The sequence below is a fragment of the Arthrobacter sp. Y3221114 genome, assembly GCF_059092625.1.
Map to the genome: position 1 here is coordinate 421,403 of NZ_JBNHHW010000001.1, position 24,747 is coordinate 446,149.

Genomic DNA, 24,747 nt, shown 5'->3' on the forward strand with positions numbered 1-24,747 from the left:
GGCGGCCTACAGCGGCGCCTTGGCGGCACCATAGCGGCCAGGCGCCCTGTGGCGGCGGCTTGTCGCTCCTAAAAGCGCTTGACGTTGTAGGAACGCGGTACCCGTCCCCCAGGCCGCTGCAAGGGCACCCAAAGCTTGTAACGGTCCGCGCGATAATAAGAGATCGAGAAGTCAACCATGGTCTTGGAGACGTAGGCATGCCGCTGGATCTTCAGCAGCGGCGATCCAATGTCCACACTCAGGAGCCGCGCGATCGAGGGCTGGGCTGCGGTTGCCTCGATGGTGTCCTCTCCCCACTCCATGATCAGTCCGTAGCGTTCGCTCAGGACGTTGTACAGCGACGACGGCGGCCCCTCGTCGAGGATCCCCGGGACCCGCTGCGCCGGAATGAAGTTCTCGTCCACGCTCATCGGTTCGGCGTCCGCCAGCAGCAGGCGGCGGAAGCGCACGACCGGCTGCCCCTCCTCGATCTGCAGCTCGCGGGCCACCAGCGGAGTCGCGCCGATCTGCTCGAAGCTGAGGACACGGGCATCGGGAACCATGCCGCGGCGTTGCATCTCTTCGCTGTAGGAGGTGAGCTTGACCTGCAGGTCAAGCTTGGGCTGACGCACAAACGTTCCCAGGCCGACGATGCGTTCGAGCACTTGCTCGGCGACGAGCGAGTCGATCGCCTGGCGCACGGTCATCCTCGCCACCCCAAAGCGTTCCGTCAGTTCCCTCTCCGAGGGAAAAGCCGCTCCGGGTTCGCATCGCTCCTGGGCATGCCTCCGCAATATGTCCCTCAGCTGGACGTGTTTCGCGGTCCGGGAGGAGCCATCGAGCTCCCCCTCGATCGCGGCGGCGTTCACGGACATGCGGCCTCCTGCTCAGCCGGTCGAAGTCCTCCCATTCTAGCCGGTCTAGACCAGCCTTTCGGCTCGCGGTCGTCGCGCGGGGACACGAAAGGGTCCGGAACCATTGCGGTTCCGGACCCTTTTCGCTTGCAGCTGCGGGAATTAGTGCGCGTGGTCTCCGCGGCTGTATTCGTAGACCCATCCGATGATGGCCACCGTGGTGAGGCCGGCTGCGATGTAGACGATCCACCAGCCAACCGCCAGGCCCATGAAGCCGGTCGCGGCACCGAGGCCCAGCACGATCGGCCACCAGCTCCACGGGCTGAACATGCCCTGCTCGCCGGCGCCCTCATGAATTTCCGCATCGACCCGGTCCTCAGGACGGGGACCGATGCGCCGCGCCGTGAACCAGAGGTAACCGCCGATCATCACGGACAGTCCGGCCGTCAGATACAGCGCCAGCCAGCCGACGGGCTCTTCCCAGTTGCCCATGTAGCCGTAGACGGTGGCAACCAGGGCGAAGAACGGCGCAAGCGCAATGAATAGCCAGGCTTCAATCTTCACAGTTATGCGTCCTTCTGGTCAGCGGGACCGGCCAACTGGGCCACCGGCGCCGGAGTCGTCGGGGTGTGCCGCGGTGCCAACTCCGGGTGGTGCAGGTCCAGCGCAGGACGCTCGGACCGGATGCGGGGCAGCGAGGTGAAGTTGTGCCGCGGCGGCGGGCAGGAGGTCGCCCACTCAAGCGATCCGCCGAAGCCCCAGGGGTCGTCTACCTCGACCTTCTTGCCGCTGCGCCAGGTGATGTACACGTTCCAGAAGAACGGGATCATCGAGGCGCCGAGCACGAAGGATGCAACGGTGGAGAACTGGTTCATCGCGGTGAACCCGTCTTCCGGCATGTAGTCGGCGTAGCGGCGGGGCATGCCCTCGACGCCGAGCCAGTGCTGGATGAGGAAGGTCCCGTGGAAGCCCAGGAACAGCATCCAGAAATGGATCTTGCCGAGGCGCTCGTTGAGCATCTTGCCGGTCCACTTGGGCCACCAGAAGTAGAAGCCCGCGAACATCGCGAACACGACGGTACCGAAGACCACGTAGTGGAAGTGCGCCACCACGAAGTAGGTGTCCGAGACGTGGAAGTCCAGCGGCGGCGAAGCCAGGATGATGCCGGTCAGGCCGCCGAACAGGAAGGTGGCCAGGAAGCCCAGGCTCCACAGCATTGGCGTCTCGAAGGTGATCGAGCCGCGCCACATGGTGCCGATCCAGTTGAAGAACTTCACGCCGGTGGGCACCGCGATGAGCATCGTCATGAAGGCGAAGAACGGCAGCAGCACGGAGCCGGTGACGTACATGTGGTGGGCCCACACCGTCACGGACAGCGCGGCGATGGCGATGGTGGCGTAGACCAGGCCCTTGTATCCGAAGATCGGCTTGCGGCTGAACACCGGGAAGATCTCGGAGACGATGCCGAAGAACGGCAGGGCAATGATGTAGACCTCAGGATGGCCGAAGAACCAGAACAGGTGCTGCCAGAGGATGGCACCGCCGTTCTCCGGGTTGAAGATGTGCGCACCGAAGCGCCGGTCGGCACCCAGGGCGAACAGCGCGGCGGCCAGGGGCGGGAAAGCCATCATGACGAGGATGGCGGTGACCAGCGTGTTCCAGGTGAAGATGGGCATCCGCCACATGGTCAGGCCGGGAGCGCGCATGGTGATGATCGTGGTGATGAAGTTGACCGAGCCGAGGATTGTGCCAAAGCCGGACAGCGCCAGGCCAAAGACCCACAGGTCCCCGCCGACTCCCGGGGAGAAGGTCGTGTTGGACAACGGCGCATAGGCGAACCAGCCGAAGGATGCTGCGCCCTGCGGGGTGATGAAACCGGCCACGGCAATCATGCTGCCGAACAGGAAGAACCAGAAAGCCAGCGCATTCAGGCGCGGGAACGCTACGTCGGGTGCGCCGATCTGCAGCGGCATGATGACGTTCGCGAAGCCGGCGAACAGCGGCGTGGCGAACATCAGCAGCATGACCGTGCCGTGCATGGTGAACAGCTGGTTGTACTGTTCCTTGGTCTGCAGGATCTGCATTCCGGGCTCGAACAGTTCGGCACGGATGACCAGGGCCATTACGCCGCCGAGGCAGAAGAAGATGAACGACGCGATCAGGTACATGTACCCGATGGTCTTGTGGTCCGTGGAGGTGATCCAGTTGACGACGATGCGCCCCTTGGACACCGGCACGACGCGCGGAGCTACCGTGGTAGCCCGGTCGTCAGCTGTGTATTCGTACGTTGACACTTGTGGCCCTCGCTCCTTTACTCAGACGCTTCAGCGTAGGGGTTGCGGTCGTACTCTTCGCCGAGCTGGCCGTCCTTGAGCCGCGCCATCTGAGCGTCGAATTCAGCCTCGGAGACCACCGCAACACGGAAGAGCATTTCGGAGTGGTACTCGCCACAAAGCTCGGCGCACTTGCCGTCGTAGATGCCCTCACGGGTGGGGGTGAAGTTCAGGAAGTTGGTCTTGCCCGGGATCATGTCCACCTTCTGCAGGAAGGCGGGGACCCAGAACGAGTGGATGACGTCGCGGGAGTTGATCTGCAGCTCCACGCTCTGGTTGACCGGCAGGTACAGCGTAGGCAGCGTCTCCGGGACGCCGGTCTCGCCGGTCAGGTGGGCCTGCACGCCGGCAAAGTACTTGTCCTGCTTGACGTAGTTGAAGTCCCAGGCCCACTGCTTGCCGCGCACGTCGACGACGACGTCGGGGTTGTCCACCCGCTCGGTGATGTTGGAGGTGGTCTTGTCCGTGAAGTAGAAGAAGACCATGACCATGACGACCGGAATCGCCGTGTAGAAGATCTCCAGCGGCAGGTTGTAGCTCAGCTGGCGCGGGTAGCCCGTCTCCCCCTTGCGGCGGCGGTAGGCGACGATGCACCAGAGGATCAAGCCCCAGGTCAGGACACCGACGGCCAGCGCGGCGATCCATCCGTTAACCCACAAATCAATGATTTCGGGCGTGTGGTTGGTAACGTCCCGCTCGGTGGGCAACCAACCCAAACGGACTTCTTCTGAACATCCCGTCAACAACAACGCACCGAGTGCACCCAGACCTGTAGCCTTGGCGATTCTGGCGCGTCGACTGCCGGTTCGAACCTGCGAACTCACAGACGGCCCTTCCTCTTTGTTTCGTGCAAGTGATGCGGCCATGGCAGAGCTGAGCCTGGCCGCATATCCAGTTTTACTACTCACTGTAGAGCTTACCCGCACACATGACTTTCATGTGACAGGCTCCCCCGTGCGTCGGCCGTTCCGGCGGCCGGAGAGCGCCCTGCAGGCCCTTAGTGGAATGAGTCTCCACAGGCGCAGGAGCCACCGGCATTCGGGTTGTCGATGGTGAAGCCCTGCTTGGAAATCGTGTCCTCGAAGTCGATCGAGGCGCCCGAGAGGTAAGGAACGCTCATCTTGTCGACGACGACCTCGACCCCGTCGAAATCACGGACAGCGTCCCCGTCGAGCATCCGCTCGTCAAAGTACAGCTGGTAGATCAGGCCGGAGCATCCGCCCGGCTGTACGGCAACGCGCAGGCGCAGATCGGTTCGGCCTTCCTGTTCCAGGAGGCTGCGGACCTTTCCGGCGGCGACGTCGGTCAAAGCCACTTCATGCGTGGGCAGTTCTGCCGCTTCGGGTGCCGTGGTGGGGGCGGATGAGTTGGTCGTTGCGCTCATTGCACTTCCTTATCTATTTCGGGCCGTCCGGTGACCTGCTGCTATTACTCAGTGGTGCGTCGGGCTTCCCATCCATCGTACGTCTGGTCAGCCGAAATGGGATAACTCTCCCCCGCCTCCGGCCTGGCCCCGAGCAAGCCTCAGAGGCCCTCGTTGTTCAACCGTGCCAGCAGCAGCGCCTGGGCCAGGACCGCGTTGCGGAAGTCCCCCAGGTGCAGCGACTCATTGGCCGAATGCGCCCGAGAGTCAGGGTCTTCGACGCCGGTGATCAGGATCTGGGCCTCCGGATAAATTTCCGTGAGGTCGGCGATGAACGGGATGGACCCGCCCATGCCCGCCTCCACCGGGCGCGTGCCCCAAGCCTGTTCCAGTGCCCACAATGCCGCCTGGGCCGCCGGCGCGGAGGTGTCGGTGGCGAACGCGTGGCCGCGTTCCCCCGGCACGAAGGTGGCGGCGGCGCCAAAGGGCGCGTGGGCGGCCACGTGCGCGGCCACCGCTTCCATCGCCTGGTCCGGGTCCTGTCCCGGCGCCAGCCGCAGGCTGATCTTCGCGCGGGCGGCGGGGACCAGGGTGTTGGACGCGAGTTCAACGCTGGGAGCGTCGAAGCCGATCACCGACAGGGCCGGCTTGTTCCAGAGCCGGTCGGCAATGCTGCCGGTGCCCGCAAGCTGCACGGACTCGAGCACCGACGAATCGCGGCGGAAGTCCCCTTCCGGATAGTCGACTGCGGCAGCCGGAGCCGAAACGAGGCCCTCGATGGCGACGGCCCCGTCGTCGTCATGGAAGGTGGCGATCAGCCGGGAAAGCAGCGTGGGGGCATCCAGCAGCGGCCCGCCGAACATGCCCGAATGGACGGCGTGTTCCAGCACGCGCAACTCCACGATGCCGTCCACCAGGCCCCGCAGGCTGGTGGTCAGTGCCGGGATCCCGACCTTCCAGTTGCTGGAGTCGGCGACGATGATGGCGTCTGCCCGCAGCAGTTCGCGGTGCGTTTCGAGGAACGGACGGAAGCTCGGCGAACCGGCCTCCTCCTCCCCCTCGATGAACAGCGTGATGCCTACCCCGAAATCGTCGCCAACGACCTCCAGCAAGGCCCGCAACGAGGCCAGATGGACCATGATCCCGGCCTTGTCGTCCGCGGTGCCGCGTCCATAGAGGCGGCCGTCGATCTCCGTGGCCTTGAACGGTTCCGTCCGCCAGAGCGCCGGATCCCCCGGCGGCTGCACGTCGTGGTGGGCATACAGCAGGACGGTCGGTTTGCCGGCGGCGGCCGCGCGGCGGGCCACGACCGCGGGACCCCCGGCGGCCTCGCCGTTCGCCACGCTGAGGATCTGCACGTCCTCCAGGCCCAGCTCCCGGACCATGCCGGCAACCGCATCCGCGCTGCGCGCCAGGTCATCCGGATCAAAGGCCGGCCAGGCGATTCCCGGGATGGCAACCAGCTGTTCCAACGAGGAGATGGTGCGCCCCATGCCGACGTCTACCGCGGCCGCAAGTTCGTCTACGTTCACATTGGTCATAGTCGACACCCTATCGCCCGGGCTCCGCCGCGACGATGCCCCGATGGCCGCCCCGGCGGCGCGGGTCCAAACGGGGACAATGGCCGTACGCGGTCCGGTATTCTTGACTGGTGTTCGGACGTAAAAAAGAGGCTCCCACGCCCCAGGAAATCATCGACCAGGCCAACGACGCCCAGCAGCCTCGGTACGGCAAGGGCGCGCCCACGCCCCGGCGCAAGGACCAGGAAGCCGCGCGCAAGCGCCCCCTGGTCCCGAACGACCGCAAGGCCGCCAAGGAGGCCAACCGCACCGCCATGGCGGATCAGCGGCTGAAGATGCGCGAGGCCATGAACACCGGCGACGAACGCTATCTGCCGGTGCGCGACAAGGGGCCGCAGAAGCGCTTCGTCCGCGACTTCGTGGACGCCCGCTGGGTGCTGGGCGAGTTCCTGATCGTCTTCGCCCTGATCTTCGTGGTCCTCAGCTTTGTCCGCGACCTCAACGTCCAGGCCTTCATCCTGGTCGGCTTCTGGGTGCTGTTGGCGCTCGTGGCCATCGACGCCTTCATCCTCGGCCGGCAGCTCAAGAAGCGCCTGGCCGCCAGGTTTGGCGAAGTGGAGCGCGGGGCAGTCTGGTACGGCGTCATGCGCGGGCTGCAGTTGCGCCGGATGCGCCTGCCGAAGCCGCAGGTCAAGCGCGGCGAATACCCCGGCTGATTCCGCCGGGACGGACCGTCCGAAGGGTCGGGAGCAACGCGGCTCCCGACCCTTTTGCGTGCCTGCCGGCCCCGGCCGGGGCTGCACCTGGGGCCCGGGCCGGGCGGTTCAGCGCCGGCGTTTGGCCAGGCCGCGGTTGATGCGGCCGGCCCAAAAGGGTCCCTCGTACAGGAACGCCGTGTAACCCTGCACCAGGGTGGCGCCGGCGTCCAGCCGCCGCTGCACATCGTCGGCCGTCTCGACACCGCCCACCGATACCAGCGCCAGGTCGTCCCCGACCGCGTTCCGCAACCGGCGCAGCACGTCGAGGGAGCGCTCCTTCAACGGGGCGCCGGAGAGGCCGCCTTCACCGCAGGCCGCGATCTTGGTGTCGTCCGAGACCAGGCCGTCGCGGGAAACCGTCGTGTTGGTCGCGATGATGCCGTCCAGGTTCAGTTCCAGCGCCAGCCGGGCGACGTCGTCGATGTCCTCGTCGCTGAGGTCCGGGGCGATCTTCACCAGCAACGGGACGTGGCGGCCGGCCACGGAATCGGCGGTCTCCCCCACTGCCTGCAGCAGCGGACGCAGCGTGTCCACGTTCTGCAGCAGCCGCAGCCCGGGCGTGTTCGGCGACGATACGTTGACGACGAGGTAGTCCGCGGACCGGGCCAACAGCCGGGTGCTCTTCAGGTAATCCTCGGTGGCGTCGTCCAGGTCCACCACCTTGGTCTTGCCGATGTTGACGCCGATGACGGGCCGGAGGGTGCCGTATTTGGCGGCCAGGCCGCGCCGGGCCGCGGCGATCCGGGGCGCGACGGCCGCCGCGCCGTCGTTATTGAAGCCCATCCGGTTGATCACGGCGCGGTCCTCGATCAGGCGGAACAGCCGGGGCTGCGCGTTGCCCGGCTGCGCGCTCCCGGTGATGGTGCCGACCTCCACCGCGCCGAAGCCCAGGTCGGCCAGCGCCTCGATGCCGTGACCTTCCTTGTCGAAGCCGGCCGCCAGGCCGAACGGCGAGGGAAAGGTCAGGCCGAGTGCCTCGGTGGCCAGCGACGGATCCGGCCGGGTGACGCGGCGCAGCACAGCCCCGGCCCCGCACCTGTGCGCGGCGCGGATGAGCTGGAAACCGATTCGGTGTGCACGCTCGGCGTCCATCCAGGAGAACGCGGCGCGGAAGAAGGCTGGGTAGAGGCGCATGGTCCTAGTTTTCCGTGCGGAGCCCGCCGCACCAAACCGTGTCCACCCGGCGATAACATGGGGGCAGCGACCGGGCAGAGAGGAAGGACCACCGTGGCGATGGCAGCCGACTGGCAGGAAGACATGCTCGGTCCGGAGTTCGAGTCCACGGTTTTGCAGGTGCCGGCTCCCGGCGGGCGGGAGCAGCGGGCGACGCTGATCCGCTACCTGCCCCACTCCCCGCAGCGCTCCCCCGGCGGGCACGCCGTCCTGTATGTGCACGGTTGGAGCGACTATTTCTTCAATACGGAACTGGCGGAGTTCTGGCACCGCCAGGGAGTGGCGTTCTTTGCGCTGGACCTGCACCACCACGGACGCAGCCTGCAGGAGGGCGATCCGGCCGGCTTTGTGACCGACCTGCGCCAGTACGAGGACGAGATTTCGCTGGCGCTGGACCTGATCCGTGAGGAACGGGGGCAGTCCGAGACGAAGGTCACGCTGATGGGACACTCCACCGGCGGACTGGTGGCGTCCCTGTGGGCGGCGGAACACCCGGGCGAGCTGCGCGCCCTGGTCCTGAACAGTCCCTGGCTGGAAATGCACGGCAGCTCCCTGGTCCGGCGCGCCGCCGGCGCGGTGCTGGAACCGTTGTCCCGGCTGAAGCCGGAAACCGAGATCAAGTTGCCGGTCCGCGGCTTTTACTTCCGCAGCATCAGCAGCACCGCCGAGGGCGAATGGGACCTGGACCCGAAGCTGCGGCCGCCGGAGGCCTTCCCCGTGCGCGCCGGCTGGCTCAGCGCCATCTGGGAGGGACAGTCGAAGGTGGCCAAGGGCCTCAAGCTGGAGATCCCGGTGCTGGTGATGTCTTCGACGCGCAGCATGAACGGCTCGGTCTGGCACGAGGACATGAGGAGCACGGACGTGGTGCTGGACATCCGCACCATGACCGAGCGGGCGGTCCGGCTGGGATACAGCGTCTCCATCGAGCAGGTGCAGGACGCCCTGCACGATGTGTTCCTGTCCCGGGCCGACGTGCGCCGGGACGCCTACGCCCGGCTGCAGCGCTGGGCCCAGGCCTACGTGTTGCAGGACGACCGGAGCGAGGACCTCACGGGCACTCAGCAACCGTAGGGCTAGGCCCCGCCGACCGCCGCGGCGTCCACCGCGCCCCCGTACCGCCGGTCGCGGCGGGCATAGATGTCGATGGCTTCCCAGAGCGTGCGGCGGTCCACGTCGGGCCAGAGGGTATCCATGAACACCATCTCCGCGTACGCGGACTGCCAGAGCATGAAGTTGGAGAAGCGCTGCTCCCCCGACGTGCGCAGGAACAGGTCGACGTCGGGCAGGTCCGGCTCGTCAAGGTAGCGCTGCACGGTCTTCTCCGAGACCGACGACGCCCGCAGCCGGCCGGCGGCGACGTCGGCGGCAATGGCGGCGGCGGCGTCGGCAATTTCCGCCCTCCCCCCGTAGTTCACGCACATGGTCAGCGTGCAGGTGCCGTTGCCGGCCGTCTGGCGCTCGGCGACCTCCAGCTCGTTGACCACCGACTTCCACAGCCGGGGCCGGCGCCCGGACCAGCGGATGCGCACGCCCCAGGCGTCCAGCTGGTCGCGCTGGCGGCGCAGCACATCCCGGCTGAAGCCCATCAGGAAGCGGACCTCTTCCGGGGACCGCTTCCAGTTCTCGGTGGAAAAGGCGTACACGCTGACGTGTTTGACGCCGATCTCGATCGCACCGGCCATCACGTCCAGCAGCGCCGCTTCCCCGGCACGGTGCCCCTCCGTCCGCGGCAGCCCGCGCTGGTTCGCCCAGCGGCCGTTGCCATCCATCACGATGGCCACGTGTTCCGGGACCAGCGCCGGCGGAAGTGCGGGCGGTTTGGCGCCGGAGGGATGCGGCCATGGCTGCTGCGGATGCCGGGAATCAGGGGTCACACTCGCTCCACGTGCTTGAGGGATTTCAGGGTTCGTTCAAGGTGCCACTGCAGGTAACTGGCCACCAGGCCGGCGGCCTCGCGGCGCGGACCGGCGGCTGAGGCGTCCGCTGCCGGCCAGTCGCCGGAGAGCAGGGCCGCCAGCAACTGCATCGTCTCCGGTGCGGGCGAGGCCGATCCGGGCGGACGGCAGTCGTGGCACACCGCGCCGCCCAGCGGAGCGGCGAAGGCGGTATGCGGGCCCTGCGCACCGCACCGGGCGCACTCGTCGAAGCTGGGGGCCCAGCCCGCCGTCGCCAGGGCCCGCAGCAGGTAGGAATCAAGGATCAGCTCGGGCGCGTGCACGCTGCGGCTGAGCGCTGAGAGCGCGCCGATGACCAGCCCGTACTGCGCTCCTGCTGATTCGCCGTCGACGTCGGTGAGTTTTTCCGCCGTCTCGCAGATGGCGGCGGCGGAGGTGTACTTGGTGTAGTCGGCGGCGATGTCGCGTCCGTACGGCCCGACCATCTGGGCCTGCGTGACGATGTCCAGGCTCCGGCCGGAGACCAACTGCAGATCCGCGACCATGAAGGGTTCCAGCACGGCGCCGAACTTGCTGCTGGTGCGGCGGACGCCCTTGGCAACCGCCCGGATCTGGCCGTGCTGTTTGGTCAGCAGCGTGATGATCCGGTCGGCCTCGCCGAGTTTGTGGGTCCGCAGGATGACGCCCTGGTCCCGGTACGTGCGGGAGGCGAAGGATCTGTTGGACACCGTTCCATTCTCCCACTAAAGCGGGCTTCCCTGCGGCGGTACGGCAGGGAAGCCCGCTGGCCGGTTCCTAGAGCGATCCGGCGCTCTTGGCGCCTTCGTCGCGAATGGCGCGGTTCACCGCCGACACCACGGCTTTCAGCGAGGCCATGGTGGTGTTCGTGTCGATGCCTATGCCCCACAGCACCCGGTCGCCCACGGCGCACTCGACGTAGGCCGCGGCCCGGGCGTTGCCGCCCTCCGAGAGCGCGTGCTCGGTGTAGTCCAGAACCCGGACATCCACGCCGTCCTGCCGGAAGATCTCCAACAGCGCGGCGATCGGGCCGTTGCCTTCGGCCGTGCGGCGGCTCTGGACGCCGTCCACGCCCATGGTGGCGGTCAGCTGGAACGAACCGTCGTCGGCACTGTCGGTCTTGACCGACCCCAGGGTGTAGTGGCCCCACCGGTTGTCCGGGGTCGGCAGGTACTCGTCGTTGAAGGTTTCCCACAGCTGCGCCGGGCTGACCTCGCCGCCCACGGTGTCCGTGCGGCGCTGGATGACGCCCGAGAACTCGATCTGGGCGCGGCGCGGCAGATCCAGGTTGTGCTCGTGCTTGAGCAGGTAGGCCACGCCGCCCTTGCCGGACTGCGAGTTCACCCGGATGACGGCTTCGTAGCTGCGGCCCAGGTCCTTGGGATCGACCGGCAGGTAGGGCACGGCCCAGACCAGGTCGTCCACCGTCTTGCCCTGGGCGGCCGCGTCGGCCTCCATGGCCTCGAAGCCCTTCTTGATGGCGTCCTGGTGGGAGCCGGAGAACGCGGTGAAAACCAGGTCGCCGCCGTACGGGGAGCGTTCGGGCACCGGCAGCTGGTTGCAGTATTCGACGGTGCGGCGCACTTCGTCGATGTTGGAGAAATCGATCATCGGATCGATGCCCTGGCTGAACAGGTTCAGCCCCAGCGTCACCAGGTCCACGTTGCCGGTCCGCTCGCCGTTGCCGAACAGGCAACCCTCGATCCGGTCGGCGCCGGCCAGGTAGCCCAGTTCCGCCGCTGCCACCCCGGTACCGCGGTCGTTGTGCGGGTGCAGCGAGAGGATCACGTTCTCACGATTGTTCAGGTTACGCGACATCCACTCGATGGAATCGGCGTAGACATTCGGGGTGGCCATCTCGACCGTGGCCGGCAGGTTCAAGATGACGTTCCGGTCCGCGGAGATCTCGAAGACGTCGGTGACGGCGTTGCAGATGCGTGCGGCGAATTCCAGCTCCGTGCCGGTGTACGACTCGGGCGAGTATTCGTAGGTGATCTCGGTGCCCTTCAGGCCCTCTTCGTACTTTCGGCACAACCGGGCGCCCTGCAGGGCGATGTCCACGATGCCGTCCTGGTCCTCCCGGAACACCACCCGCCGCTGCAGCACGGAGGTGGAGTTGTACAGGTGCACGATGGCGCGGCCGGCGCCGGCGATGGACTCGTAGGTGCGCTCGATCAGGTGCTCGCGGGACTGCGTGAGGACCTGGATCGTTACATCATCGGGGATCCGGTCGCCCTCGATCAGCTGGCGGACAAAGTCGAAGTCGGTCTGCGACGCGGACGGGAAACCGACTTCGATCTCCTTGTAGCCCATTTTCACCAGCAGGTCGAACATTTTGTGCTTGCGTTCCGGGCTCATCGGATCGATCAGCGCCTGGTTGCCGTCGCGCAGGTCCACGGCGCACCAGCGCGGGGCCTTCGTCATCACTTTGTCCGGCCAGGTGCGGTCGGGCAGTTCTACGGCGATCTGGTCCTGGAAGGGAATGTACTTATGGATGGGCATTCCGGAGGACTTCTGTGCGTTTCGCATTTTGGTGTGTGGCCTTTTCTCATGAGAGCTAATCGAAAAATTTTGGCCGGGCAACACAAACTCCGCAGCGAGGGTTCGGCCTGTCAAACAGAAGTTCGCGTGGCCTCGCCGCGGCAGCTAAGAAGGAGCATTCCTGCGCGCACAATTTCACACTAGCACGGTGCGTAGGATGTGAGGGAAAAGATGAATGCAACTATGAAATGAGGCGCCCATGAGCCGCTCCGGCATCGTGTTGTCCAACGTCGACCCGGCCGTCCGCCCGCAGGACGACCTCTTCCGGCACGTGAACGGGAAGTGGCTTGCGGAGACCGCCATCCCCGACGACCGGGCGCTGGAAGGCTCCTTCACCGCCCTGCGCGACGCCTCCGAAGAATCCGTTCGGGCCATCATCGATCGAAGACGCCGCCACACACCCCGATCCCACCAGTCCGGCGGGAAAGATCGGCGTACTCTACGCCGGTTTCATGGACACCGACGCGGCCGAGGCCAAGGGCTTCTCGCCGCTGGCGGAGCAGTTCGCCGCGATCGCGAAGATCGCCGACCGGAACGGGCTGCGCGAGGTCATCGGAGCCTTCAGCCGCAGCGGCGCCGCGTATCCGCTCGCGTTCTTCGTCAACAACGACGCCGGCGATCCCACCCGCTACTTGATCTACCTGTACCAGTCGGGGCTGGGCCTGCCGGACGAGGCGTACTACCGCGAAGCCGATTTCGGCCCCATCCGCGAGGCCTACCGGGAATACGCCGGGAAGATGCTGCAGCTGGCAGGCTTCGACCCGGCGCAGGCGGACGCCGCGCTGGACCTCGAGCACAAGCTAGCGGCCGGACACCTGGACAAGGTCTCCTGCCGCGATCCGCAGCAGACCTACAACCTGCGCACCGCCGGGCAGGTGGCAACCGTGGCGGACTGGATGCCGGACTGGCTGGCGGCGCTGGGTCCCGAAGCCGGCGGCGCGGCCGAGATGGTGGTCTGCCAGCCCGGGTTCCTCAGCACGCTGGACGCCCTGCTGGAGAGCGAGCCGCTGGAGGCCTGGCAGGCCTGGCTGCGGCTCCAGGTGCTGACGACGGCGGCGCCCTATCTTCACGACGAAGCGGTCCAGACCCACTTCGGCTTCTACGGCCGCACGCTCAGCGGCACCCCGGAACTCAAGGAGCGGTGGAAGCGCGGCGTGGCCCTGGTGGAGGGCGCCCTCGGGGAAGCCATCGGACAGGAATACGTGGCGCGCCACTTTCCGCCGGCGCACAAGGAACGGATGGAGGAACTGGTCGCCAACCTGCTGGCCGCCTACCGGGAAAGCATTTCCGCCCTGCCCTGGCTCAGCAGCGCCACGATCGCGAAAGCCCTGGAGAAGCTGGCCGCGTTCCGCACCAAAATCGGCTACCCGGAGAAGTGGATCGACTACTCCAGCTTCGTGCCCGGGGACGATGTCTGGTCCAACGTCCTCGCCTTCAACGAGTTCGAGGTCCGCCGCAACCTCGCGAAGCTGGGCGGGCCCATCGACGAGGCCGAGTGGCACATGACGCCGCAGACGGTCAACGCCTACTACATGCCGACCATGAACGAGATCGTCTTCCCCGCAGCGATCCTGCAGCCGCCCTTCTTCGACGCCGACGCCGATGCCGCGGCCAATTACGGCGCCATCGGGGCGGTCATCGGCCACGAGATCGGCCACGGCTTCGACGACAAGGGATCGCAGTACGACGGCACCGGTGCGCTGCGGAACTGGTGGTCCGAGGAAGACCGGTCCGCCTTCGAGCAGCTCACCGGCCAACTGGTGGCCCAATACGCCGCGCTCAGCCCCGCGGAGGCTCCCGGCAACACTGTCAACGGCGAACTCACCCTGGGCGAGAACATCGGCGACTTGGGCGGGCTGGCCATCGCGTACCGTGCGTACCAGCTGAGCCTGACGGGCCGGGAAGCCCCGGTGGTCGACGGGCTCAGCGGCAGCCAGCGGTTCTTCTACTCCTGGGCCGAATGCTGGCGACAGAAGATCCGTTCCGAGGAGGCGGCGCGCCGGCTGGCGGTCGACCCGCATGCCCCGAACGAATTCCGCTGCAACCAGGTGGTGCGCAACCTGGACGCGTTCCACGAGGCGTTCGGCACCGCTCCCGGCGACGGGCTGTGGCTCTCCCCTGCCGAGCGCGTCAGGATCTGGTAGCGGCCGCTAGAAGGCGCCGGGCTGCTGGCAGGTGACCTGGTCGGCGGTCTGGCCCTTGAAGCCGCCGGCCACACCGCCGGTCTCCGCCAGCTGCGCGCCGCTGGCGAAGTCCCGGCCGACCGAAAGCGCGACGCCGTAGTGGTCGCCGGAGGCGAGGACGTTGGCCCTAGGGACGTTCAGCTCTTCCGCAAGGGCGAGGGCCACGTGCTCGAAGCCGGCCGAATAGTACAGCTGCGTGGTGGTGCGTTTGGATCCGGCATCGGCCGGGGCCGCCAGCACGTAGCCCAGTGCCTGCAGTTGTTCGGAGAGTTCCTCGTCGCGGCCGGCCGCACCGGAGGCGTTGATCACCTTGACGGGCTGCTCGGCCGGGTCGAAGGACGGCACGCCGGCCGTCGCCCCGCCGTCGTCGGTCTCCTTCGGGGACGATGTCCCGCCGTCTCCGGCGGCGGCCGTGGGTTCCCCGCCGGCTTCTCCGGTGGCCGTCGGGTCGGGCGGCGACCCCGCGGTGTTGACCTCCGGTGCGGTGACGTCGCCGTCTTCGCGCAGGATCTGGAACAGGGCCTGGCCCGGCTCCTCGTCCAGGACCAGGCGGTTCTCGTCCATCGGGGCGCTCTGCGTGGGCAGCGCGACGAACGCGACCTTCCCCAGGTCCACGCCCTTGACGCGGTCCGCCAGGGCCAGCAGCCGGGGAACCTCCGCCAGGCCTTCGTCCACCGTGAGGTTGTTGACCACGGCCTCGGCAATGGAGTATAGGCGGGGCACGTTGGTCAGCGTGCCTTCGGACTGGACCTTGCGGGCCATGGAGGCCAGGAAGCTCTGTTGCGCACGGATCCGGCCGCGGTCTCCGCCGTCGCCGAAGGAGTGCCGGGTGCGCAGGAACGCCAGCGCCTGCTCGCCCTGCACGGTGCTCACGCCGGCCGGCAGCCGCAGCTTCGAGTAACTGTCATTGATGGGCTCGTTGACGCAGACTTCCACCCCGCCGATCACCGTGGAGAGCTCCTTGACCGCGTTGAAGTCGGCCATCATGAAGTGGTCGATCTCCAGGCCGGTCATCTCGTTGACGGCTGCCACGGTGCAGCCGGGGCCGCCATATGTCAGGGCGGCGTTGAGCTGGGCATCCTGCTGCTCCGGATAGACCTCGCCGGTCTCCGGATCGGTGCAGGTGGGGATGGTGGTGAGCAGGTCGCGCGGCAGGCTGACCACGGTGACCCGCTCCCGGTCCGCGGACATGTTCATCAGCATCATCACGTCCGATTTGCCGAAGCCGGCGGAGGGGCCATCCGAGCCGTACCGGCCGTCGCTGCCGGCGCGCGTGTCGGTACCCAGGATCAGGATCTGCACGGGATCGCGGCTCAGGTCCACCGGAAGCCCTTGGGCGCCGCTGCCCAGGTTCAGCGGCGAGGTGGCTATGCTGTCGCGCAGGCCCACGATTTTGAACACGACGATGCCGACACCCGCCGCCAGGGCCAGCGCCAGGGCGCCTGCCACGACCTTCAGCCACAGCAACCTGGGCCCCCGGCCCATGTGCCTCGGGTTCGGTTGCCGCCGCGGCGCTCCGCGTTGCGGCGTGCCCGGACCGGCCGGGGATTGCCCCGCGGGAGCCTGCCCGGCCGGCGGCTGTCCCGTCGGAGCCTGCGGGTCATCACCGAAACTGCCGCGATGAGCCACGGGATACCCCTCTGCACGGTTGTAAGTCAGATGAAAAGACGCGGCCAGCCCAATCACTGGCCGCTAAGTATTCTACGGGTTGCAGCCGGGGAAAGTTCCCTGCTGCCCCGCGGCTCAGAAACCGAGCCGCACCAGTTGCTTGGGGTCGCGTTGCCAGTCCTTGGCGATTTTCACGTGCAGATCCAGGTAGACGCGGGTGCCCAGCAGGCCCTCGATCCCCTTGCGTGCACGGGTGCCGACGTCACGGAGCCGCTCCCCGCCCTTGCCGATGATGATGGCCTTCTGCGACGGACGTTCCACGAAGAGGTTCACCCTGACATCCAGCAGCGGGTTGTCGGCGCTGCGGCCTTCGCGCGGCACGATCTCCTCGACCACCACGGCCAACGAGTGGGGCAGTTCGTCGCGCACGCCCTCCAGCGCCGCTTCCCGGACCAGCTCGGCCACCATGACGGCTTCCGGCTCGTCCGTGAGCTCGCCGCCGGGATAGAGCGGCGGCGACAGCGGCATCTGCTGGACCAGCACATCGGCGACAGTCTGTACCTGATCCCCCTTGGCGGCGGAAACCGGCACAATGTCGGCGAAACCATCCGGGCCGAAAATCTCCTCGCCCAGCGCCGCCACCGCCAGCAACTGCTCGGCCAGCGCCTGCTTGTCCATCAGGTCCGTCTTGGTCACCAGGGCCACCACGGGCTTGCCGGACAGGCCGGCCAACTGGTTGGCGATGAAGCGGTCGCCGGGACCGATCTTCTCGTTGGCCGGCAGGCAGAAGCCGATCGCGTCCACTTCCGAAAGCGTGTCCGCCACCAGGTCGTTCAGCCGTTGCCCCAGCAGGGTCCGGGGCCGGTGCAGGCCCGGCGTGTCCACTAGCACCAGCTGGGCGTCCGGCCGGTGCACGATGCCGCGGATGGTGTGCCGGGTGGTCTGCGGCTTGGCGGAGGTGATGGCCACCTTCTGCCCGACCAGCGCGTTGGTCAGGGTCGACTTGCCCGCGTTCGGGCGGCCGACCAGCGACACGAAACCGGCGCGGTAGTCCTCCGGCCAGCCGCTGGAGGGCATGGCCATGGCCTTGTCGGTGCTGTTTTCGGCATTTTCGGGGTTGGTCATCGTTCCCTCTCCGTCCCGGGCATCCGGGCGGGGTCATCGGCGGCGGCAGCGCCGTCGTCGTCGTTAACGTACTGGTCCCGGGCGGGCGCTTCATACCAGGCCAGGACGTGGCTGACGCGGTTGCGCCGCCCCTCCAGCCGTTCGGCACGCAGATGCAGGCCGTCCAGCACTACTTCGCTGCCGACGATCGGCACCCGGCCGAGGGTCTTCGCCAGCAGCCCGCCGACGGTGTCCACCTCTTCGTCGTCCAGCTCCAGGTTGAACAGCTCGCCGACGTCGTCGATGCCGGTGCGGGCCCTGACCCGGTACAGGCCGTCCGGCAGCGCCTCGATTTCGGGGCGCTCGGTGTCGTATTCGTCGACGATCTCGCCGACAATCTCCTCGATGAGGTCCTCCAGCGTGACCAGGCCGGCGGTGCCGCCGTATTCGTCGATCACGATGGCCACGTGCGTGGACTCGCGCTGCATCTCCTGCAGCAGCTCGCCGACCGACTTGGACTCGGGAACGTAGCGGACCTCGCGGCAGATCTGGTCCACCAGCATGCCGGCGCCGTGGTCGGCCCGGCCGTGGATCCGGGCGGCCACGTCCTTCAGGTAGACGATGCCGCGGATCTGGTCCGCGGTGTCCATGATCACCGGGATTCGCGAATAGCCGGACTGCAGGAACAGCGTCATGGCCTCCTGCAGCGTGGAGCCGGAGTCGATGCTGAGCATGTCCGTGCGCGGCACCATCACCGACCGGACCTTGGTATCGCCCAGCTCGAAGACCGAGTGGATCAGTTCCGCCTCGGTGTCCTCGATCATGTCGGATTCGTTGGCCCGGTCCACCAGCTCGCGGAACTCCTCCTCGGTGAAGAAGGCGGCGTCGGCGCGCGGCGCGTTCGGGGCCACCGCGCTGCCTAACCGGACCAGCCATTGGGGCACCGGACCGAGCACCGAGCACAGCAGCCGGACCGGCAGTGCGGTGGAAAGCACGACGGCGCTGGCGTGCATCCGGCCCAGTTGCCGCGGAGACACCCCGACCAGCACGAACCCGACGGCGGCCATCGTGACGGTGGCCAGCAGGCCGGCCAGCCAGATGTTGCCCAGCAGATCGTGGAACAGCAGCGCAATGGCGACGGCGGCGGCCATCTCGAACCACACGCGCCAGAACCGCAGCCCGTGCATGTGCGCCGCCGGCGAGGCCAGGATGAGGCGCAGGCTGCGGCTCCGCCCGGAACGCAGCAGGTTTTCGGCGTCGTGCCGCGGCAGGTAGGTGAAGGCGGCCTCGGCGGCGGTCAGCACCCCGGCGAAGAGCGTGAAAGCCAGCGTCATGCCGGCCAGTATCCAGAGCATCGCCGGTCTCTACAGGGTGGTTTCGGTGGGCGCTGCCTTGCCCGTGAAGGACGACAGCAGCTGGCGCTGCAGGCCGAACATTTCTTCCTTCTCGGCCGGCTCGGCGTGGTCGAAGCCGAGCAGATGCAGGATGCCGTGCGTGGTCAGCAGCAGCATTTCGTCCAACAGGCCGTGCCCGGCCTTCTGCGCCTGCTCCTGCGCTACCTGCGGGCAGATCACGATGTCGCCCAGCACGCCGGGCGGGCCCGGCTTCATCGCGGTACCGGGACGCAGCTCGTCCATCGGGAAGGACAGCACGTCGGTAGCTCCCGGCTCGTCCATCCACTCAATGTGCAGCCGTTCCATCGCTTCGGTGTCCACCATGATGATGGACAGTTCCGCTTCCGGATGGACGTAGAGCGAATCCAGCACGAACCGTGCCAGCCGCACCAACTCTTCCTCGTTGGCGGGGACGGCTGATTCGTTGTTGACCTCGATGCTCATGCTCCACCCTCCGGGCCGGCTTCGGCTTCCGTCTTCCGCCTGGCCGCGGGCGCGCGGCGCGGCCCACGGCCGGCGTCGCCACGGCCGGCATCGCCCCGGCCGCCATCGCCACGGCGGGACTCGTCCCAGCGGCTGTACGCCGTCACAATGTCGCTGACCAGCCGGTGGCGGACCACGTCCGTGGCATCCAGCTGGGAGAAGCGGACATCGTCGACGCCGTCGAGTATTTCGCTGACGATCTTCAGGCCCGAGCTGGTGCCGCCGGGCAGATCGATCTGCGTCACGTCGCCGGTCACCACCATCTTGGAACCGAAGCCGAGCCGGGTGAGGAACATCTTCATCTGTTCCGGGGTGGTGTTCTGCGCCTCGTCCAGGATGATGAACGCGTCGTTGAGCGTGCGCCCGCGCATGTAGGCCAGCGGCGCCACCTCAATGGTCCCCGCGGCCATCAGGCGCGGAATGGACTCCGGGTCCATCATGTCGTGCAGGGCGTCGTAGAGCGGGCGCAGGTACGGGTCGATCTTGTCGCTGAGCGTGCCCGGCAGGAAGCCCAGCCGCTCCCCCGCCTCGACGGCGGGGCGGGTCAGGATGATGCGGTTGACCTCTTTGTGCTGCAGGGCCTGCACCGCCTTGGCCATCGCCAGGTAGGTCTTGCCGGTACCCGCCGGGCCGATGCCGAACACCACGGTGTGGTTGTCGATGGCTTCGACGTAGTTCTTCTGGTTCAGGGTCTTCGGCCTGATGTTGCGGCCGCGCGAGGAGAGGATGTTCAGCGTCAGGACCTCGGCCGGCCGCTGCGCCGACTGTTCGCCGAGCATGCGCAGCAGCTGGGCGACCACCTGCGCGGTGATCCTCGTATCCTTCGCCGCCAGGGCGCGGATCTCTTCCACCACGTTGAGCGTGAGCCGCACCGCGTCGGCGGGGCCGGAGATGGAAAGTTCGTTGCCGCGTACATGCAGGTCCACATCGCTGATCTCCGACTCGATGACCCGCAGCACCTCGTCGTGGGCACCGAGTGCCCTGACCATGTGTTCCGACGAATCGAAATGGACGGAACGGCTGCTTGATCCCAGCGGATCGACATCCAGGCGTGATTGGGACATAGTCCGGCCGATGTGGCCTTTCATCGCTCCTTCGGTGGGCGCTTGCTAGCGGTAAGCCGGAAAGGGTTCCGGTGCTGACGATACAAGTCCATGCTACGGCACGAGCCGCCGCGCAGTCCTCTGCGGGGGCGAAAAACGCCTTGGTATCGATCCGGCATCAATCGTGCATCAGTCCGGTTGAGCGCTGGTTAAAGCAGCCATCAGCCCCCCTACCGTGTGCCAAGCTAGTGGGGCAGGAAGGGCGGCAGCCGCCCGTTCCCGCCCCACCTCCACCCAGTCATTCCGCACGCCAGAAGGGATCGAAAGCATCACCAGCAACCAGCTCCGGCAGCCTGCAGGCTCGGTCCCAACACGCCGCTTCGGTGCGTGGTTGGCCCTGGTCACTGCCTCGTCGCTGGTGCTGCTCGGATGCTCGCCGCAGGCCGCCGGCGGTGGCGGCGGCGGACAGACCTCCATGCCCAATCCCACCGATCCCGCTTCGGCCAGCAGCCCCCTGGTCTCCAGCGTCCCGGTCGAGACCCTGCGCTCCTCGGAGCTCTCCCCCATCTATTGGCTGGGCACCAACGCCGAGAACGTGTTCCTGTACCGCGAGTACCGCCAGGCGGAAAACCTGGGTGACCCCATTACGACGGCGGTGGCCGCGCTGACGCGGCTGCAGCCCCTTGATCCGGACTACTTCAATCCGCTCAGCCCGGCAAGCAAGGTGGGCGCTTCCATCACCAACGGTTCGGTCATCACGCTGGACATCTCCTCGGACGCCTTTAGCCGCCGCGTGGACGCCGGCATCGCCGAACGTGCCGTGCAGCAACTGGTCTACACCGCCACGGCCGCGGCGGCGAACGCCGGGCTGAGCACGTCGGACAATCCCCTGGAAGTGGTCATCCTCGTGGACGGGCACCACGGGTATAAAGCCTTCGGCCATGTGCCGCTGGGCCAGCCCATGGCCCGGAACAGCAGCCTGGCGGCCCCGGTGTGGATCATCGATCCGACCGAAGGTGCCACCTCCGCCGGACGCGTGGAGGTGTTCGGCCGCGGTGTCGCGTTCGAATCGGAGCTGAGCTGGCAGATCTACCGCATTGCCGACTCCGCGGACACGTCCGAAGGCGAGCTGGTCAAGGACGGCACGGCCCGCGTTGATGCAGACGCCGGCCAGATCGGCGAGTTCAGGTTCAGCCAAAAGCTGGATCCGGGCACCTACCGGCTGTACGTGTTCCAAAAGGACCAGGGCGGACCGACCGAAGAACGGCAGAATGTGGACAGCAAGGTCTTCACCATCACCTAGGGCAGTTCTGCCCGCCCGGTCAGCGCCACCGGCCCAGTAACTCGCTGAGCAAGGTCAAGGCGGCGGGTCCGGCCGTGGAGGAACGCAGGACGTGCGGACCCAGCCGAACGGCCACCGCCCCGGCGTCGAGCATCGCGTCCACTTCGGCCCGGCTCATCCCGCCTTCCGGACCCACAATCATCAGCACGCGCGTAGCGCCGCCGGTACGCCCTTCGGGTGAGGCACCGCCGCCGTCGTTTCCGCCGCGCTCCCCGGGGGATGAGCCCGCACGCAACCCGGCGCCGTCCAGGGCGTCGGCCACGCTGCCCTCGGCGTCCTCATGCAGCAGCAGCGACAACCGGCTCTCCCGGATCAGGGCACAGAGGCCGGCCCGTTCCACCAGCGGCTCCACCTCCGGAACACGCGCACGCCGCGACTGCTTGGCGGCCGCCCGGACCGCCAGCTGCCATTTCGCCGCACCCTTGGCCGCCTTGTCCGCCTTCCAGCGCACGATGCTCCGTTCGGCCTGCCACGGCACCACGGCATCGACGCCCAGTTCGGTGGCTGCCTCGATGGCAAGTTCGTCGCGGTTTCCCTTGGCAAGGGCCTGCACCAGCACCAACTCCGGGTCGGGCCTGGGCTCGTGCAGGACGTGCAGCGCCCGGACGGTGAGCTGGCCGGAGGAGCCGGCGACGGCCTCGCCGACCAGCCGGCGGCCCCGACCGTCGGCCAGATCGACGGCTTCGCCGGGTTCAATCCGCTTGACCGTGACGGCATGGCGGGCCTCGTCGCCGCCCAGGGTGAAGCTGTCGCCCGGGGCGACGGCGTCGAGCTCGCCGGGAGCGGTGAAGAACAGGTGGCTGGTCACGCCTAAAGGTTACCGAGCCGATCCCGCAGGCGGGCGAAGACGCCCGTGCCGGAGGACGCCAGCTTGCCCTCGGTGTATTCCTCGCCGCGGGCCCGGGCCAGCCGGCGCAGCAGGTCCTCCTGCTCCGCATCCAGCTTGCTGGGGGTCTCCACATGCACGTGCACCTGCAGGTCGCCGCGACCGTAGCCGCGCAGGTGGGTCACGCCCAGGCCGCGCAGGGTGAGGGTCTCGCCCGCCTGCGTGCCGGGTTTGATGCTGATTTCCTGTTCACCGTCGAAGGTGTCCAGGGTGAGGTCGGTGCCCAGCGCGGCAGCGGTCATCGGCACCGAGAGAGTGACGTGCAGGTCGTCGCCCTCGCGGAGGAAATTCTTGTCCGGATTCACCCGGATTTCCACATACAGGTCACCCTGCGGTCCGCCCGCCGGTCCGGCTTCGCCCTGTCCGGCCAGCTGGATCCGCGTCCCGGTCCCGACACCCGCCGGGAGCTTGATGGTCAGCGAACGGCGGCTGCGGATGCGGCCCTCACCGTTGCACTCGTTGCAGGGGTCGGGAATGATCGTGCCGAAGCCCTGGCAGCTGCCGCACGCGGCGGTGGTCATGACCTGGCCGAGGATGGACCGCACCGCACGCTGGACCTGGCCGGAGCCGCCACAGATGTCGCAGGTGCGCGGGCTGGTACCGGGGCGGCAGCAGCTGCCGTCGCAGGTGGGGCAGACGACCGCGGTGTCCACCTCGATCTTCTTGTTGACCCCGAAGACCGCGTCCTTGAGGTCGATCCGCACGTTGATCAGGGCGTCCTGGCCCCGGCGGGTCCGGGAGGCCGGGCCGGCGCCGCCTGCTCCGGCGCCGCCGAAGAAGCTTTCGAAGATGTCCTGGAAGGCGAAGCCGCCGCCGAAACCGCCGCCGAAACCGTTGTCGTTGCCGTTCTCGTTGCCGGTGGTGTCGTAGATGCGCCGCTTCTGCGGGTCCGACAGCACCTCGTAGGCGTGGCTGACCTGCTTGAACTGTTCGGCCGCCTCCGGGCCGGGGTTCACGTCCGGGTGCAGTTTGCGGGCCAGCTTGCGGTAGGCCTTCTTGATTTCCTCGGTCGAGGCGTCCTGGCTGACACCGAGGGCGTCGTAGTGGTTACTCACCTTAGTAGTACTTCACTTCCTGGGGATCGGTTCACCGGCGACGACGGCCGGTGGGGACACTGCGCGGCGTGTGGCTAGCCGGCGAGGATCCGTGACAAATAACGTGCGACGGCGCGCACTGCGGCCATGGTGGTGGGATAGTCCATCCGGGTGGGGCCGAGGATGCCGACCTTGGCCGTCGCGCCCGGCCCGTACCCGGTGGCCACCACGGAGGTTTCGGCCAGCGAACCGTAGGGGTTTTCGCTGCCGATGCTCACCGACATGCCCCGGGCGTCCTGGTGCAGCTCGGAGAGCAACTGCAGCAGCACCACCTGTTCTTCGAGGGCCTCGAGGATGGGGCCGATGCTCAGCTGGAAGTCGACCGTGGAACGGGCCAGGTTGGCCGTGCCGGCCATCAGGATCCGCTCCTCGTTCGTGGCCGCGGCGAGCTGTGCAAGCTGCGACGCCAGGGCCTCGGCCGTGCCCGCGGGCGCGGCCTCCGCCGGCACCGGGAAGGTCTTCAGCAGGCCCGGCACTGCCGCCAGCGCTTTCCCGGACAGCGCGGACAGGAACGCGGCGCGCAGCGTGGCCAGCGCATCCTCGGTGACGTCCGCGGGAAGCGCCGCGACATGCTGTTCCACCTTGCCGTTGTCCGCGATCAGCACCACCAGGACCCTGCGCGGACCCAGCAAGATGAACTCGATGTGCCGCACCCTGGCGGCACCCAGTTGCGGATACTGGATCACGGCCACCTGGTTGGTCAGCTGGGACAGCAAACGCACGGTGCGTTCCATGACATCGTCGAGGTCGTCGGCGCCGTCCAGCAGTTTCTGGATGGCGCGGCGCTCGGGGGCAGAGAGCGGCTTGACGTCCGAAATCCGGTCCACGAACAGGCGGTAGCCCTTGTCCGTGGGAATCCGGCCGGCACTGGTGTGCGGGGCAACGATCAACCCGTCTTCTTCCAGCGCCGCCATGTCGTTGCGGATGGTGGCTGACGACACGCCCAGGCTGTGCCGGTCGACCAGTGCCTTGGAGCCCACCGGCTCGCGCGAGTGCACATAGTCTTCGACAATGGCGCGGAGCACTTCCAGCCTCCGGACCTCGCTCACTGCACTCCTCCTGTCTCCAACTCGTCTGCGGACAGACTGTTAGCACTCAACACGTCCAAGTGCTAAGTCTAATACGTCGCCGCCGTTGTTAGCATTGTCGGGCGGCCGTGCCGTGAGGACGACAACC

General features: G+C 67.5%; 21 protein-coding genes and 1 pseudogene. 4 read left to right on the top strand and 18 right to left on the bottom strand.

Annotated features, from left to right (window positions below; translation table 11 throughout):
- Positions 1-68: 68 nt before the first annotated feature.
- The 6 genes from AC5RV3_RS01990 to AC5RV3_RS02015 form a co-directional block, all read right to left on the bottom strand.
- Positions 69-854: a GntR family transcriptional regulator gene (locus tag AC5RV3_RS01990; RefSeq protein ID WP_493987179.1), complete on the bottom strand. Its 786-nt coding sequence runs from the start codon at positions 852-854 to the stop codon at positions 69-71.
- A gap of 141 nt (positions 855-995) precedes the next feature.
- Positions 996-1,397 (bottom strand): cytochrome c oxidase subunit 4, encoded by a 402-nt coding sequence (locus AC5RV3_RS01995; RefSeq protein WP_494111187.1) that lies wholly within the window; start codon positions 1,395-1,397, stop codon positions 996-998.
- 2 nt (positions 1,398-1,399) lie between these two features.
- The gene (gene ctaD / locus AC5RV3_RS02000; protein ID WP_494120704.1) at positions 1,400-3,127 is read right to left on the bottom strand and encodes an aa3-type cytochrome oxidase subunit I; all 1,728 of its coding nucleotides are present in this window, start codon (positions 3,125-3,127) and stop codon (positions 1,400-1,402) included.
- Positions 3,128-3,144: 17 nt separating this feature from the next.
- Positions 3,145-3,990: an aa3-type cytochrome oxidase subunit II gene (gene ctaC, locus AC5RV3_RS02005; protein ID WP_494120705.1), complete on the bottom strand. Its 846-nt coding sequence runs from the start codon at positions 3,988-3,990 to the stop codon at positions 3,145-3,147.
- Between the two features lie 173 nt (positions 3,991-4,163).
- Positions 4,164-4,550, bottom strand: a complete 387-nt coding sequence (locus AC5RV3_RS02010; RefSeq protein ID WP_493978415.1) for a HesB/IscA family protein — start codon at positions 4,548-4,550, stop codon at positions 4,164-4,166.
- A 140-nt stretch (positions 4,551-4,690) separates the two neighbouring features.
- On the bottom strand, positions 4,691-6,070 hold the full coding sequence (locus AC5RV3_RS02015) for a M20/M25/M40 family metallo-hydrolase (protein WP_494111189.1): 1,380 nt from the start codon (positions 6,068-6,070) through the stop codon (positions 4,691-4,693).
- A gap of 110 nt (positions 6,071-6,180) precedes the next feature.
- On the opposite strand from AC5RV3_RS02015, the gene AC5RV3_RS02020 reads away from it, so the two are divergent.
- Positions 6,181-6,765 (top strand): DUF3043 domain-containing protein, encoded by a 585-nt coding sequence (locus AC5RV3_RS02020; RefSeq protein WP_494120706.1) that lies wholly within the window; start codon positions 6,181-6,183, stop codon positions 6,763-6,765.
- Positions 6,766-6,873: 108 nt separating this feature from the next.
- Here the strand turns inward: AC5RV3_RS02020 and AC5RV3_RS02025 are convergent, their stop codons facing one another.
- On the bottom strand, positions 6,874-7,941 hold the full coding sequence (locus tag AC5RV3_RS02025; RefSeq protein ID WP_494120707.1) for a quinone-dependent dihydroorotate dehydrogenase: 1,068 nt from the start codon (positions 7,939-7,941) through the stop codon (positions 6,874-6,876).
- Between the two features lie 99 nt (positions 7,942-8,040).
- Here AC5RV3_RS02025 and AC5RV3_RS02030 point away from each other — a divergent pair, with 99 nt between their 5' ends.
- Complete coding sequence (locus AC5RV3_RS02030; protein ID WP_494121010.1) at positions 8,041-9,051, top strand: alpha/beta hydrolase; 1,011 nt, start codon at positions 8,041-8,043, stop codon at positions 9,049-9,051.
- A 2-nt stretch (positions 9,052-9,053) separates the two neighbouring features.
- On the opposite strand, the gene AC5RV3_RS02035 is transcribed toward AC5RV3_RS02030, so the two are convergent.
- The 3 genes from AC5RV3_RS02035 to leuA form a co-directional block, all read right to left on the bottom strand.
- Positions 9,054-9,854, bottom strand: coding sequence for an isoprenyl transferase (locus tag AC5RV3_RS02035; protein WP_494111192.1), 801 nt, complete (start codon positions 9,852-9,854; stop codon positions 9,054-9,056).
- On the bottom strand, positions 9,851-10,603 hold the full coding sequence (gene recO, locus AC5RV3_RS02040) for a DNA repair protein RecO (RefSeq protein WP_494111193.1): 753 nt from the start codon (positions 10,601-10,603) through the stop codon (positions 9,851-9,853). Before recO ends, AC5RV3_RS02035 begins: the two co-directional genes overlap by 4 nt.
- A 67-nt stretch (positions 10,604-10,670) precedes the next feature.
- Positions 10,671-12,422 carry a 2-isopropylmalate synthase gene (gene leuA / locus AC5RV3_RS02045; RefSeq protein WP_494111194.1) on the bottom strand — a complete coding sequence of 584 codons (1,752 nt, stop codon included), beginning with the start codon at positions 12,420-12,422 and terminating at the stop codon, positions 10,671-10,673.
- 211 nt (positions 12,423-12,633) lie between these two features.
- On the opposite strand from leuA, the pseudogene AC5RV3_RS02050 reads away from it, so the two are divergent.
- Positions 12,634-14,578 (top strand): annotated as a pseudogene (locus AC5RV3_RS02050) (M13 family metallopeptidase).
- A gap of 6 nt (positions 14,579-14,584) precedes the next feature.
- Here AC5RV3_RS02050 and AC5RV3_RS02055 read toward each other — a convergent pair.
- The 5 genes from AC5RV3_RS02055 to AC5RV3_RS02075 form a co-directional block, all read right to left on the bottom strand.
- Complete coding sequence (locus AC5RV3_RS02055) at positions 14,585-16,084, bottom strand: LCP family protein (protein ID WP_494120708.1); 1,500 nt, start codon at positions 16,082-16,084, stop codon at positions 14,585-14,587.
- 276 nt (positions 16,085-16,360) lie between these two features.
- Positions 16,361-17,308 (bottom strand): GTPase Era, encoded by a 948-nt coding sequence (gene era / locus AC5RV3_RS02060; protein WP_494121011.1) that lies wholly within the window; start codon positions 17,306-17,308, stop codon positions 16,361-16,363.
- Between the two features lie 38 nt (positions 17,309-17,346).
- On the bottom strand, positions 17,347-18,684 hold the full coding sequence (locus AC5RV3_RS02065) for a hemolysin family protein (protein WP_494120709.1): 1,338 nt from the start codon (positions 18,682-18,684) through the stop codon (positions 17,347-17,349).
- 9 nt (positions 18,685-18,693) lie between these two features.
- Entirely contained in the window at positions 18,694-19,167 is a 474-nt protein-coding gene (gene ybeY / locus AC5RV3_RS02070; RefSeq protein WP_494120710.1) for an rRNA maturation RNase YbeY, read from the bottom strand.
- Positions 19,164-20,270, bottom strand: a complete 1,107-nt coding sequence (locus AC5RV3_RS02075) for a PhoH family protein (protein ID WP_494121012.1) — start codon at positions 20,268-20,270, stop codon at positions 19,164-19,166. The genes ybeY and AC5RV3_RS02075 overlap by 4 nt, the downstream gene beginning before the upstream one ends.
- A gap of 370 nt (positions 20,271-20,640) precedes the next feature.
- Here AC5RV3_RS02075 and AC5RV3_RS02080 point away from each other — a divergent pair, with 370 nt between their 5' ends.
- Positions 20,641-21,552 carry a GerMN domain-containing protein gene (locus tag AC5RV3_RS02080; protein WP_494120711.1) on the top strand — a complete coding sequence of 304 codons (912 nt, stop codon included), beginning with the start codon at positions 20,641-20,643 and terminating at the stop codon, positions 21,550-21,552.
- 19 nt (positions 21,553-21,571) lie between these two features.
- Here AC5RV3_RS02080 and AC5RV3_RS02085 read toward each other — a convergent pair whose 3' ends face one another.
- The 3 genes from AC5RV3_RS02085 to hrcA all read right to left on the bottom strand — a co-directional run bounded on the left by AC5RV3_RS02085 (position 21,572) and on the right by hrcA (position 24,620).
- Complete coding sequence (locus AC5RV3_RS02085; RefSeq protein ID WP_494120712.1) at positions 21,572-22,399, bottom strand: 16S rRNA (uracil(1498)-N(3))-methyltransferase; 828 nt, start codon at positions 22,397-22,399, stop codon at positions 21,572-21,574.
- 2 nt (positions 22,400-22,401) lie between these two features.
- Positions 22,402-23,532, bottom strand: a complete 1,131-nt coding sequence (dnaJ, locus tag AC5RV3_RS02090) for a molecular chaperone DnaJ (RefSeq protein WP_494111201.1) — start codon at positions 23,530-23,532, stop codon at positions 22,402-22,404.
- A gap of 74 nt (positions 23,533-23,606) precedes the next feature.
- On the bottom strand, positions 23,607-24,620 hold the full coding sequence (hrcA, locus tag AC5RV3_RS02095; RefSeq protein ID WP_494111202.1) for a heat-inducible transcriptional repressor HrcA: 1,014 nt from the start codon (positions 24,618-24,620) through the stop codon (positions 23,607-23,609).
- Positions 24,621-24,747 lie beyond the last annotated feature (127 nt).